Origin of the sequence: Enterococcus sp. AZ128 (assembly GCF_051714485.1) — a bacterium.
Classification (GTDB): domain Bacteria; phylum Bacillota; class Bacilli; order Lactobacillales; family Enterococcaceae; genus Enterococcus_A.
Window position 1 is genome coordinate 330,449 of sequence record NZ_JBIORZ010000003.1, and the last position, 13,142, is coordinate 343,590.

A 13,142-nucleotide genomic window follows, 5' to 3' on the forward strand; every position below is an offset into this window, starting at 1 on the left:
CAAAGGTTTTCCCTTTGAGTAAAGGGCGTGCCAGCATTTTTTCTGGCAGCGCCGCTTATTAACGAAATACTTTTCTTAATGTTTCACCTAAAGTCGCCACCGGAATCAATTCGATTCCCTTTGGCGGGGTCCAATCCCCCATGTTGTTTTTAGGCAGATAGATTTTTTTGAAGCCTAACTTGCCGGCTTCTTTGACTCGCTGTTCAATACTGCTGACTCGGCGTATTTCCCCAGTCAAACCGATTTCACCGATAAAACATTCGGTCGCTTCCGTACCATTTTCTTTATAACTGGAAGCAATCGCCACAGCTACAGCCAAATCAATGGCGGGTTCATTTAATTTTACACCACCAGCTGCTTTCAGATAAGCATCCTGATTCTGCAGCAATAAGCCCGCGCGTTTTTCCAAGACCGCCATGATCAAAGATACGCGGTTGAAATCTAATCCCGTCGTTGTTCGCTTCGCATTCCCAAAAACGGTCGGTGTTACTAAGGCCTGCACCTCGACCAAAATCGGCCGACTGCCCTCCATCGCTACAACGATCGCAGAACCGGTGGCGCCTTCCAAACGCTCCTCCAAAAATACCTGAGAAGGATTGGCAACCTCGACTAGCCCGCTTTCCCGCATTTCAAAGATCCCGATTTCATTAGTGGAACCAAAGCGGTTTTTTACCGCCCGCAGGATTCGAAAACTATGGTGCTTCTCGCCTTCAAAGTACAAAACAGTATCCACCATGTGCTCCAGCATTCGCGGACCCGCGATATTTCCTTCTTTGGTCACATGACCGACAATGAAGATCGCGATCCCGTTGGTTTTGGCCAGCTTCAATAATTCTGCTGTCGTTTCACGGACCTGACTGACTGAACCTGCCACACTGGTAATATCCGGCTGCGTCATAGTTTGGATCGAGTCGATGATCACATAATCTGGTTTCAGATTTTCAATCGTTCGGCTGATCTCTCCCATGTCTGTTTCCGCGTACAGGTAGAAATCCGTATCACTTGAACCCAAGCGTTCCGCCCGCAACTTAATCTGCTGGGCGCTTTCTTCGCCGGAAACATAGAGCACATTACCGCCAGTCGCCGCCAGTTGATGCGACACTTGCAATAGTAAGGTCGATTTCCCGATACCGGGGTCTCCGCCGATCAATACCAATGATCCTGGAACGACACCACCGCCTAAAACCCGATTCAATTCTGCTAATTGGGTCTGAATCCGAGTTTCCTTTTTAAAGACAACATCTTTTAACTTGGTGGGCGTCGCGCGCTCACCAGTTAGACTGACACGGTTCCGACGATCTTCAGGATGATTTTGCTCGATCTCTTCTACCATCGTGTTCCAGCTGCCGCAGTTAGGACACCGCCCTAAATACTTAGGCGAAACATAACCGCATTCTTGGCAGATAAATTGTGTCTTCGTCTTTTTTGCCAAAACGTTCGCCTCACTCGTTTGATTACTTGCTTATTTTTTACCTGATGAACCAAAACCGCCTGTTCGTTCAGCAGCAGCTTCATCGTTGTCGGCCTTTAGAAACGGCAAGAAAATGCCTTGGCCGATCCGTTCCCCTTTTTTGATTTGAACATCCGTCAAACCAAAATTTGAAAATTGAAACATAATATGCCCTTCATTGTCTGGGTTATTATAATAATCGCTATCGATCACACCCACGCCATTGCTTAATGTTAAGAAACGCTTCAGCGGGTTGCTAGAACGATTCGCTAATTGCAAATATTCGTCTTGTCCCATATACGCTTTGATCCCCGTAGGAACCAAAACAGGCTTAACGATTTTTTCAGATACTTCAGATCCTTTAGTAAAATGCTGGATGATTTGTTTCCAAACCGCAGGGATCACGATATCTTCCGCTGCTTCAAAATCATACCCTGCCGCATTTTTAGTTGCCCGTTTCGGCAAATTGATCCTTTTATCTTGATAAGCTGTCGTTACTTCAAAACCACGTTTTTTCATTGTAAACTCCTTTTTTCCGCCTGATTGCACAGTTTCTTTTCCCATGTAAAAAATGGCGAAGATAGGAACTGGCATCCTTTGTGAAATATATTGCTATTCTACCATAGAGCGGGCATCTGTTCGAAAATCTTTTACGAAAACTCTATGGAAATTTAATGAATTTTTTGCGCTCTACTTTATTTCTCACTGATTCGTTCGTCCAATGCCGGCAGACGGTTGATATACATCTCAATTCGTTTCGCATAGGAAGGGTTTTTCTCGTATAGTTTGATTTGCTCCTGTAATGTCTTGAGATCATCCGTGATAATCCCATTGACGTTTAAAGAAACCATCCGATCCATTGAATCAGCGTCATTGACTGTCCAGGCGTAGACATCCTTTTTCTCCAGGTGGGCTCGTCGGACAAAATCACTCGTTAAAGTTGTTTCTTCCATTGTATACGCATTTGCTGGAGTTTGCGGAAAGACAAAATTATAAGGCAAGATGTAGCTGACATACAATTTCGGCGCCTTTTCCTTCAATTCAGCGACCACATCATAATCTAGAGAGTGGATTCGATGATGATTGGTTAGAATATTTTGTTGATATTTTTCGATAAAATGCTCGACCATCTCTTTAGAATCCGATGAATTCGTTTTGATTTCAATCAATAGTTTTTGTTTGTGTTCATTGGCAAAGGCCAAATAATCATCAAAACTGGCGATCGGAGCGACATGTCCGTTTTCCACCGCTTGCAGGTCTTGCGCCTCACCCAACGTCATTTCATGGGTCGTTGCATCTCGTCCTGTTAATTTTCTGAAATTTTTATCGTGGAAGACAACGAATTGATGGTCTTTGGTTTCTTGAACGTCCATTTCAATATAATCTGGTTTTTCTTTAATGGTGGCAGCCATTGCCGGAATCGTATTTTGTACACCATTGCCATTATCTACCCCGCGATGAGAGATGGTTAGCGGGATCGAATCCTCCAGCCCCATTAAGTAAAACACATTACTAAGCAAGGTCGTTCCGCCTAAAAAGACAAATAGTACTACCGCCGCGATTCGCGTCCATAAACTAGGGCGAATTAAGCGCAATGGACGTTCGCCGCTGATTACTAACGGGTAAAACTTTTGGACTAAAACACTGAAATATAAAACCGTCGCCCATGCCAGCATCAATTGACTGAACAGCTGGATACTCGTCAGCGTGATCATCGCGCCAATTGCAGGAAATGGTTTTGGTAATAGATCCAAAAGAACCTGCAAACCATAACTCAAGCCATACCCTACATAGGAAACGATCGTTAAGAACACCGTCAAAATAAAAATACGCCAAGCATAATGCCAAAAGCGGCGATGGGTCAGCTCTAAACTTTTTGATACGGCCTGTTTGGGCGACTCGTCAGAGAAAATCATCAGCGGCAACACGAACAATAACCGAATCCCGATATACGAGACCACTAATGAAGCAATCGTCAATAATAGAAGAAACAGCACATTTTCGCTTAGATACTCCAAAATGAAAACAGGGATCGTAACTTTGCTCAATAGCGGTGTCCGAAAAATGGCATTGGCAAAGGGTAAAATCAATACAAAATAAAATAGAAAGAAAAAGAACGTCGCCGGACGCAAATGCCGCATCTGGTAAAGAGACTGCTTGAAAAGCTCCCACAACGAACGATCCTCTTTCGTTTGAATACTCTTGATGCTGAATAACTGGAAAGTAAATTGTAGGAAAACCAAAGTCAATACCAATGCCAGCAACAGCAATAAAGCTCCCAACACAGCAGGATGCTTCGTTAAGATCGTCAAAATATTCGTGTTAGAAACATACGGAATATTCCCACGCTTTAAAATGAACGCGACTAAAAATTGAACGCAAGGAATCACCAGCATTTCTAAGACTATATTTGTTCCGACAATCATCAAAATATAGCTGCCCCAATGACGGAGAAATTCTCGTGAATAGGTGAAAAAGAATTTTAATGAAGACATTTGTTACCCTCCCCTTTTCTAATACTATTGATTAACTCCTAGTGTGGTGTCCATTTTTCTAAAAACCTGAAAAATGAGCTCGTTTTTCACTGCGCATATCATTCTACTAACCTGCTAAAGCAGGAAGTAGAACTGACAAAATCGGGCACAGGGGTTATGTGTCCGATTGATTTAGGCGTTTCCGATCATAGTCTGGATCAAACTCATCGGTCTCGATATAAATATAGGCCTTTTTGTCTGGTAAAGCCCGCCGAATCGCCCGCTCGATTTGATTTACTACATCGTAGCTTACCCCCTCATAGGAATCGGCGATATCGATCTTGGCTGCGATCATCACTTCCGTAGGGCCCAAATGAACCGTTTTGATGTCGATCACTTTTTTAACTTCCTCACGTTTAAAGGCATTTCGAATTTTTTCTAAGTCATTTTTCGAGACACTTTCCCCAATGATCAGACTGTAAAATTCTCGTGCTAAAAAGATCGAAGCAAAAAGCAGCATCATCCCGATCAGCAGTCCGCTCAACGCATCAAACATCGGATTACCAGTCACCATTGTCAGTAGCGTACCAACAATCGCCAATACTAGACCGATCACTGCACAAAAATCTTCCGTGAAAATAATCAGAATCTCGCTATGACGGCTCTCATGTAAAAACTTAAATAAGGGCAATTTCTCAGTGTTCAATGAATGAATCTCTTTGATCGCCACCCGCAAAGAACTCCCTTCGATCAGAATCCCGAAAACTAGGATCGCTAATACGATCAAAGGATTGGCGACCTCATGGCTGGGATGGAATAGTTTTTCCACTGCCTCCCAAATACCTAACGCGCCTCCGCCAAAAAACAGCATCGTGGCTACGATCGTACTAAAGAAATACTTTGCACGTCCTTCACCGAATTGGTGCAGTTCGCTTTGTCCGCGAGCGGCGCGGCGATCACCAAATAATAGCAAGATTTGATTACTGCAATCCACAACGCTGTGGATACTTTCATTCATCATCGCGGCACTGCCGCTGAGCATGTATCCGATAAACTTGCTGACTGCTACCAACATATTAGCCAGCAGCGCCGCCATTACCGCCATCGAACCTTTCGTTTTTTTCTCTTCCATGTGATTCACTCGCTTCCTAATGATTCCTATTATAAAGCAGAACAGAAAAATCATAAAAGCAAAGGCTTCAAGCAAATCATTCGTCAACATCGTTGATTTATGAAAAAATCGGTACATATACGATTGGAGGAAAAAAATATGCGGCTTTGGCATGAAACGTTGATTCCCTTGCTCCCGCGCCAACAACTATTAGGGCAGCATCGGGAGGCAGCAGCACTGCGCGGCAAAGGCTGGGGCAAGAAGCACGCCACGGTGGATTATGTCTTCACTCACCCTTACTATAAATTGTTTCAATTCCATCTTTTAGTCTTGGCTGAAATGGAGCGGCGCGGCTACACTCCTGATCGCTTGTGGTATGACCCGTTATATCGCGGGAAAAACCTGCCTCCATTAAAAACGATTGAGCAGCAGCCGGTCACTCATCCGCTTTATCCTGAACACGACGACGCATATTTAGAGGAATGCCTCATTAATCTCGCTCAAAAAGGAATACTTCTAGCTAAGCCTTGAATTCTGTCATGTTCCCGCGGAAACGCAACGGCATATGATTGCGCTGGGCCGCATAATTCGCTCGTTCATCAATTGTGACTGCCCGCAAAAAAGTTTTCCACTGCTGGCGAATGTCCTGTTCATTACTCGCTTCAGCAAATTCTGGACAGCTGGTATGCGCCATTAAATGAATGTCTCCGTGATCGATGATCCCCAGCAGCTCATGGGTCTCATCATAGATCATGATCTTTTCCTGTGGATAACGCTCCGCAAAATGCGGACAGAGGTACGGCATCACGTAATGCTTCGGATTGATTTTGCTGAAGAGCACATCCCCGACATATTCAAAACGGACAAAACCTTGCAGCGCATGGTTCTCTCCCAACATCGTTCGAATGCTTTTGCGTAATGCCAAGATCGAAGGATGGCCTAAATGGTTTTCCAATAAATCCTTGGTCTGCAACGCGATCTCGATCGCGTCTAGTAAATAGCGTTCCTTGCCTTCAAGCGTGGCGTAAAAACCGTTTTGAATAAAGAGGAAATTTTCTGGCCGCAGCCGTTTCCGCAATCGGTGATAGATTTTCTCGCCCCGTACCGGATCAGTTGCGACCCATTCCGCCAAAAATAAACTTTCAACGGCAGTCTCCGGCGATAAGATCATCGTTGGGAATGCTTTATTTCGAAAACTGCGGTCCACCACCGTCAGAAAGCCTAAAAAACTGCCATCATACTCCCAATGCTCCGCGGATTCCCGCATCCTGTTCACCTACTTTTCGCATGTTCAAACCGTTCCACATCAAATAAGGTCAGCTGTTCACTCGTTGATTGCGTATTGTGCTTCTTCAATACCTGGTATTGTTTTGAGGAAATTAACGACGTAATGATCCACTCAGGGTCCTTTATTAATCCGGCCGGTGTCTCACGATTGCAGGCAATGAAATACTGTGCCCGTTTGATAACGATTCCTAATTTCTTTAAATCGGTTAAATGCAGCCGATAATACTTTCGTGCTTTGACGATATTTTGCGCACTTTTTGGACCAATTCCTGGGACTCGCAGCAGCTGATCATACGTCGCGGTTTGCACATCTACGGGGAAGCGTTGATAATTTTGTACCGCCCAATTGGCCTTTGGATCAAGATAGAGGTTAAAATTCGGCTTGTCTTCAGACAGAATCTCGTCTGCTGTAAATTTATAGTAGCGAAGCAGCCAATCTGCCTGATATAACCGATGTTCCCGCAATAACGGCGGCTCCGTCGTAACTGCCGGCAATAAATTATCCTGATTGACAGGGATGTACGCTGAATAATACACCCGCTTCAACTGATATTTCTGGTATAAGTTCTCCGAAATCTTCACGATCGAACGATCACTCTCAGGACTGGCTCCGATAATCATCTGTGTTGACTGCCCAGCAGGTACAAAGCTCGGTCCGCGCCGAACCGCCGGTAAAAATTCCTGTTCTTTCTTCACCGTCGTAATCTGCTTCATGGGTTTATATAAGTCAAACGGATCTTTGTCCGGAGCCAGCAATTTCAGACTTTCGCGGGAAGGCAGTTCGACATTGACACTCATACGGTCTGCCAGAAAACCTAACTCCTCGATCAATTTCTCATCCGCACCGGGAATCGCTTTGATGTGGATATACCCGCGAAAACCTTTTTCTTCGCGTAAAATTTTCAATGTCTTAATCAAGAGTTCGCATGTGTAGTCCGGATTTTTAATAATCGCCGAACTCAAGAATAAGCCTTCAATGTAATTACGCATGTAGAAATCCATGGTTAAATCTGCCACTTCTTGCGGCGTGAAGGTCGCTCGAGGAATAGCATTTGATTTTCGATTGATGCAGTAATGACAATCAAAAATACAGGCATTGGTAAACAACAGCTTTAACAACGATACACAGCGCCCATCTGGCGTGAAAGAATGACAGATTCCTGAAAGCTGCGTACTGCCGACTGTTCCTGGCCGTGTATTGTTTTCGACACCGCTGCTGGAACAGGAAACATCATATTTCGCAGATTCCGCTAAAATTTCAATTTTTCTTTCCAGTTCCATCGAAAATCACTCCTTATTCGTACTTAACGAATCATTTTTCCTGACGTCTACGGTTCAACTAGACTCCTTCAATTGAATCGCATCTTCCTTAAAGCGAACGTATGTTCTTATTTAAACAAAAAAAGAAGAGGTTGTCAAAATTAATTTGATAGATACTCCTAAAGACGGATGAAGAAGGTGATAAATTTGCTATAATTTAAAGCAATAAGAAACAAATTTACTTTAAAAAGAAAAAGGAGTGGGAATAATGGAAAGGAAACAATATGTTTGTGATAAGTGCGGGTCGCAGCATTACACGTCGGATCAGTTCCAAGCGACTGGCGGAAACTTTGCGAAAATTTTCGATGTTCAAAACAAAAAATTTACTACGATCAGTTGTAAACGTTGCGGTTTTACAGAACTCTACCGCGGGGAAACTTCTGACGGCTGGAATATCCTCGACTTCCTAATGGGCGGAGGATAATAAAAAAGCGGCGCTCGCCGCTTTTTTATTTTGCCTTCTATCTATCAGCGAACGACTACCGCATATTTTCTGGCATTATAAATGGTCTCAAAGGTTGTTCGATTCAACCAATAGGAACCGCTGATCGGATCAGAGACATGAACTTGGTTGCCCGCTTTATTAAAGCCGTCCAGAGTAACCGCATGATTATTATTGGCAGCGACGCCAAAACTCCAATTCCCCCAACGAAGCGGTTGGAAATTGATCGTTACCCACGCAACGACTGGATTGCCGTTTTTCACTTCATTAATCAATGTATCCATCGAACTGCCGGAAATATTTTGAACATCCCCATACTGCTGCCCCCAGCTAGTCAATGGCGCTGGATAAATGGCTGAATAGGTATACGCATTTTCGACGAAGGGCGAACCAACAAAGCCGTTATTGGGATTGCCATTTGACGATTTCGGAATCGTATTTAGAAAGGAGCGTAAACTCCAATCCGTCAGCTTGCCTTTATATTGCAACGCTTGAAGCAACGAAGCCCCTTCACACCCGCTTGGCGCACCGAGCGCATATTGATTATAGTTTCTAACACCTAATAAACGATAATCCTCATGGCTCTGCTCACCGCTGCCAACAGCATACCATGCGACTCCTTCGTAACGCCAGCCGGCTTTTTTCAATTGATCGCGCTCCGAAGTAATCGGCGTATAATGATGCGAACCAGCTTTTGCATTGGGGTTGTATAGTCGGAACAACGGCGTCCCTGAATTTGGTGAATACCAAGAGACGCCTTCATCCCGCCAACCAGCCTTTTTCAAATGATCACGCTCGCCCGCGTTTAACGTATAGTGGTGATCTCCTGCATTGGGATTGTACAGCCGATAGACGGGATTGCCGTTAGTTGGAGCCTGCCAGCCGATCCCTTCATAGCGCCAACCAACTGAACGCAAGTGATCGCGTTCACCAGTGGTCTTCGTATAAAAATGTTCCCCGCTGTTTGGATTATATAAACGATACATTGGAATCGATGCGTCGGCAGCTCTGAAGGTACGGGCGTTGCTCTGGCTGACTTCCTCTTTCGGAGCTTGAGTCGTATTCGCTTCCTCCTGCCCGTCTTTGTGGGGCGGCTCCACCGTCACTACGTCACCATTCACGACCGCCGTTTGCGCTTGAGCAGACGTCTCTGTATTTTGAACAGCAGAATCTTGCTGACTATCAATCGTACTTGAACCCTCTGGAAGAACGCTTTCAGAATTTCCGTTCTCTATTATCGCGCTGCTTGACGTCCCCTCTTCTGCCTGGGTGATCACAGGTGCAGCAAACGCCGCAAGGGTCATCGAACACACGAATAACACACTTTTCTTCATCTGATCATTCCTTTCCTCATTTCGATACTCTGGAACCCTGCAATTAAGCAGCAGTCACTATGCCAGTTCCAATTTTTCTATTGTACGAATTCTATTTAATTTCGTCCTCTATTTCGCTTGCTCAGTTATTTATAAACGGGTCATTAAAACTCGTTAAATTGATGCATTCTGCCAAGGAAAGATCGCTGAATTATTGAACGGAAGGACTCGTTTTCCCGTCAAGCAACCAAACGTAACCAATAGTGTCACGTTTGGTTGCTTCTATTTCTTATTTAAGTAAGCTAAAGTGTAATTAAGGAGGATGAAAAGTATGAATAATCAGAACAGTCCGATCGCGAACAACCTGCGATCATTAAGAAATAGAAATAATTGGTCCTTGGATTACGTCGCAGAAAAGTTGGAGGTATCACGTCAAGCAGTTGCTAAGTGGGAGAATGGGGATTCGTTACCAGATGTCTTGAAGTGTGATGCCTTGGCGAGTCTTTACGATGTCACGTTGACAGATTTGATCCGGCATAATCAGGAAGAAAACGGCCTGCCCATCGGACCGGCGGGCAAACATATCTTTGGAGCCGTTCCAGTTGGCGCTCGTGGGCAAATTGTTTTACCGAAAAAAGCCCGCGACCTTCTCAATATCAAGCCTGGAGATACCTTAGTCGTCTTAGGCGATACAAATCCAGCGACAGCAGGACTAGCCTTAGTGGATAGTGAGAATTTCATGCGAAACACTGGAAATATGATGAATCAAATTTTTGAACAAAAGGAGGACTCCGAATGAATTTACTAGAAGTCACGGAGCTCTCAAAAAATTATCCGACATTCAAGCTGAAAAACGTCAGCTTCCAAGTACCTGATGGCCAGATTATCGGTTTGATCGGGGTCAATGGTGCGGGGAAAACAACGATTTTGAAAGCTTTGTTGAACCTGATTCCCGTCGATCATGGGAATGTCAGAATGTTTGAACAGGTCTTTTTGGAGAATGAGCTTGCCTGTAAACAAAAGACTGGTGTCGTCTTAGGCGGCATCGATTTTTATAAAGAGAAAAAAGTCAAAGATATTACCGAAGTCACGAAACGTTTTTATGAGGATTGGGACGAAGCGGCCTATCAAAAATTCCTGACGCTGTTCTCCCTAGAATCGAATAAAAAAATCAAAGAACTTTCGGCGGGGATGAAAGTAAAATACCTGATTGCCTTAGCCCTTTCTCATCAAGCCAAATTATTCATTTTCGATGAACCCACCAGCGGACTCGATCCCGTTTCACGAGATGAATTGATCGAAATATTTTTGCAGATTGTTAAAAACGGCGATAAGAGTATTCTTTTCTCTACGCATATCACTTCGGATCTGGAAAAATGCGCGGATGGGATCGTGTATATCAAAGAAGGGGAGTTGGTCAAAGCCGCACCTAAAGGCGAATTTATCGACCATTTTCAAAAACTAAAAGAGCCTGATGAGACAGAAGCGCTCAGCCTAGAAGACATTATGGTGCGTATGGAGGGAAAACATTATGATTTCTAACTTGCTTTATAAAGAGGTTCGCTTAGCTGCCCATCCAAATCTATTTATCTTCACCTTGATGGGACCGCTTGTTTTGATTCCTGGTTACCCTTATACAATGGTCTTTATCTTTGGATTGATCGGAAACTTCATCAATTTGATGTATACGCGGGAAAACAACGATATTTATTATTCTGCTTTACTGCCGTTAAAACGATCAGAGATCGTTTTAGGAAAATGGCTGGTTCTGCTTGTTTCTCAGCTTTTAACGATCGTGGTCTCCATTCCTTTTGCTTTCTTACGACTGCAGCTGGTCTCTCGGCCCAATCCAGTTGGTATCGAAGCAAATATCGCTTTTTACGGCTTTGGCTTGATGATCTTTGCCTGTTTTAATCTCATCTTTTTAACAAGTTATTTCCAAACCGTCTATAAAGTCGGCACTTCTTTCCTGAAGGGATTGATTCCAGCGACATTCGTAGCGATCGTGGTAGAAGTTCTCACGCACTTTCCAACATTGAGTTGGCTGGATGCGGTAACCCTTGACGGTCAAATCAAACAGCTGCCTATTTTAGCAGCAGGAATTTTGATCTATAGCATCGCAATGTGGCGTGCTTACAAAATATCTGTTCGACGATTTAGTCAAGTGAATTTATAAACATGGCTCCAAAAAAAAGAGGACTTCAGATTTTCCATTCGGAAATTGAAGTCCTCTTTTATTATTCGTGTTTTAACCAATCATTTCTCAAAATAGCCGGTCCAAGAAAGACCATCGTCGTTCGCTTTTGCCCCAACGAACTCTTTTTGAGTAGTTTTCCTGACCAACTTCCCCTCACCGCTCAGGTCATCCATCAATTCTTTGTGACGTGAATAGGTTACGGCTTCTAATTCATTTAGATCGCGATCCGTGAAAAAATCTTCACTCCGTTCAACCTGTTCCGTCTGAGAAAAATCAGGTGTTGCCTTATCTTCGACTGCAACGTCATCTTTTTGAGTAAACCAAAAAAATAGAAACGCCGCAACCAGCACACCAACCAGTGCCACTACTTTTTTCATTGCGTCCTCCCCTGAAGCCTCTTCTTACGTTTCAGTATGCCACAGTTGAAAACGTTTTTGAATGAAAAATTAATTGTTTATCAAATATTCTTTTTTTTGCAAAACAAATAGGCGGAATTTCCTTAATTTCCAATGAATGATAAAGCAGAAATAAGCGAGCCTTTACTCAAACTCTTCATATTCATTTGGATCTTGGCCGTCGATTCGGCCATTTGCTTTTTCCAGTAAATTGATTCGTTCGAGTTCCGTTTGGGACAATTCAAAATCATAGATATCAAGGTTTTCCCGTTGATGCAGCAAATTACGCGACTTTGGAATTGGCAAGACCCCGCGTTGTGTATGCCAACGCAAAATGATCTGCGCAGGGTTCTTCTCATATTTATCAGCAAGTTCCGTGATCACCGCTTCCTTCAGAGCAGCGCTGCCGCGACCTAAAGGACTCCACGCTTCCGTCACAATTCCGCGTTCCTCATTCGCTTTCACCATCCGTTCCTGTACCCAGTAAGGATGGATCTCGATTTGATTGATCGCAGGCGTCACACCGGATTCTTCAATGATCTTATCCAAATGCTCCGGCTCAAAGTTAGAGACGCCGATCGAGCGGATCAAGCCTAATTTTTGTGCTGTCACTAATGCTTGCCAAGCTTCGACATACAGACCGCGTTTTGGTAACGGCCAATGAATCAAATACAAATCAAAATAATCAAGTCCCATCCGGAACAAAGATTCTTGGATCATCATCAAGGCGTCTTCATAATGATGGTACTTGCCGGGTAATTTTGTCGTCACAAAAAATTCCGAACGAGGAATCCCAGAACGGCGGATTGCTTCACCCACAATCCCTTCACTGTCGTAATTGGTGGAGGTGTCTAACAAACGGTAGCCATCTTGGATCGCCGTCAAGACTTGATCAAGACCTGCTCCTCCGCGAATCTGGAACGTGCCTAAGCCGATCGCCGGTATCTGATGCCCGTCATTCATCGTAATCAATGGTGCTTTCATCCTCAAATTCCTCCTTATTTTTAGCGCCTCACGCCTTCAGTCTTTCGTTTCATCCTTGCTGAAGTTCATTCGTAAAACTTACAATCATTTCTTTTTCTACCTTAACATCAAATTCTCGCAACTGTTAAATCCTCTGCTCAGCTTGCCAGAATTTATTTCAAAAATAGGC

At 43.9% G+C, this 13,142-nt stretch carries 14 protein-coding genes; 5 read left to right on the forward strand and 9 right to left on the reverse strand.

Annotated features, from left to right (window positions below; genetic code table 11):
- Positions 1-58: 58 nt before the first annotated feature.
- From radA to IGI38_RS20395, 4 genes are all read right to left on the reverse strand, one after another.
- Positions 59-1,432 (reverse strand): DNA repair protein RadA, encoded by a 1,374-nt coding sequence (radA, locus tag IGI38_RS20380; protein WP_438733726.1) that lies wholly within the window; start codon positions 1,430-1,432, stop codon positions 59-61.
- A 30-nt stretch (positions 1,433-1,462) separates the two neighbouring features.
- A complete protein-coding gene (locus IGI38_RS20385) occupies positions 1,463-1,969 on the reverse strand; it encodes a dUTP diphosphatase (protein WP_438733727.1) in 507 nt (168 codons plus the stop codon).
- Between the two features lie 176 nt (positions 1,970-2,145).
- Positions 2,146-3,945 carry a glycerophosphoryl diester phosphodiesterase membrane domain-containing protein gene (locus IGI38_RS20390; RefSeq protein ID WP_438733729.1) on the reverse strand — a complete coding sequence of 600 codons (1,800 nt, stop codon included), beginning with the start codon at positions 3,943-3,945 and terminating at the stop codon, positions 2,146-2,148.
- Positions 3,946-4,099: 154 nt separating this feature from the next.
- Entirely contained in the window at positions 4,100-5,056 is a 957-nt protein-coding gene (locus IGI38_RS20395) for a cation diffusion facilitator family transporter (protein ID WP_438733731.1), read from the reverse strand.
- A gap of 138 nt (positions 5,057-5,194) precedes the next feature.
- Here IGI38_RS20395 and IGI38_RS20400 point away from each other — a divergent pair, with 138 nt between their 5' ends.
- Positions 5,195-5,566, forward strand: coding sequence for a TIGR02328 family protein (locus tag IGI38_RS20400; protein ID WP_438733732.1), 372 nt, complete (start codon positions 5,195-5,197; stop codon positions 5,564-5,566).
- On the opposite strand, the gene IGI38_RS20405 is transcribed toward IGI38_RS20400, so the two are convergent.
- Positions 5,556-6,302 carry a TIGR03915 family putative DNA repair protein gene (locus IGI38_RS20405; protein WP_438733733.1) on the reverse strand — a complete coding sequence of 249 codons (747 nt, stop codon included), beginning with the start codon at positions 6,300-6,302 and terminating at the stop codon, positions 5,556-5,558. The genes IGI38_RS20400 and IGI38_RS20405 overlap by 11 nt on opposite strands.
- A gap of 5 nt (positions 6,303-6,307) precedes the next feature.
- Positions 6,308-7,603: a putative DNA modification/repair radical SAM protein gene (locus IGI38_RS20410; protein ID WP_438733734.1), complete on the reverse strand. Its 1,296-nt coding sequence runs from the start codon at positions 7,601-7,603 to the stop codon at positions 6,308-6,310.
- A 247-nt stretch (positions 7,604-7,850) separates the two neighbouring features.
- Here IGI38_RS20410 and IGI38_RS20415 point away from each other — a divergent pair, with 247 nt between their 5' ends.
- Complete coding sequence (locus tag IGI38_RS20415) at positions 7,851-8,066, forward strand: zinc ribbon domain-containing protein (protein ID WP_438733735.1); 216 nt, start codon at positions 7,851-7,853, stop codon at positions 8,064-8,066.
- A gap of 44 nt (positions 8,067-8,110) precedes the next feature.
- Here IGI38_RS20415 and IGI38_RS20420 read toward each other — a convergent pair whose 3' ends face one another.
- Positions 8,111-9,418, reverse strand: a complete 1,308-nt coding sequence (locus IGI38_RS20420; RefSeq protein WP_438733736.1) for a C39 family peptidase — start codon at positions 9,416-9,418, stop codon at positions 8,111-8,113.
- Positions 9,419-9,728: 310 nt separating this feature from the next.
- Between IGI38_RS20420 and IGI38_RS20425 the strand changes: the two genes are divergently transcribed.
- Genes IGI38_RS20425 through IGI38_RS20435 form a run of 3 tightly spaced genes read left to right on the forward strand, consistent with a single transcriptional unit; the run spans position 9,729 to position 11,573 of the window.
- Positions 9,729-10,196 (forward strand): helix-turn-helix domain-containing protein, encoded by a 468-nt coding sequence (locus tag IGI38_RS20425; protein ID WP_438733737.1) that lies wholly within the window; start codon positions 9,729-9,731, stop codon positions 10,194-10,196.
- Entirely contained in the window at positions 10,193-10,939 is a 747-nt protein-coding gene (locus IGI38_RS20430) for an ABC transporter ATP-binding protein (RefSeq protein WP_438733738.1), read from the forward strand. Before IGI38_RS20425 ends, IGI38_RS20430 begins: the two co-directional genes overlap by 4 nt.
- Positions 10,929-11,573: an ABC-2 transporter permease gene (locus IGI38_RS20435; RefSeq protein WP_438733739.1), complete on the forward strand. Its 645-nt coding sequence runs from the start codon at positions 10,929-10,931 to the stop codon at positions 11,571-11,573. Before IGI38_RS20430 ends, IGI38_RS20435 begins: the two co-directional genes overlap by 11 nt.
- An 80-nt stretch (positions 11,574-11,653) precedes the next feature.
- On the opposite strand, the gene IGI38_RS20440 is transcribed toward IGI38_RS20435, so the two are convergent.
- Positions 11,654-11,971 carry a hypothetical protein gene (locus IGI38_RS20440; RefSeq protein ID WP_438733740.1) on the reverse strand — a complete coding sequence of 106 codons (318 nt, stop codon included), beginning with the start codon at positions 11,969-11,971 and terminating at the stop codon, positions 11,654-11,656.
- A 162-nt stretch (positions 11,972-12,133) separates the two neighbouring features.
- The gene (locus tag IGI38_RS20445) at positions 12,134-12,973 is read right to left on the reverse strand and encodes an aldo/keto reductase (RefSeq protein WP_438733741.1); all 840 of its coding nucleotides are present in this window, start codon (positions 12,971-12,973) and stop codon (positions 12,134-12,136) included.
- Positions 12,974-13,142 lie beyond the last annotated feature (169 nt).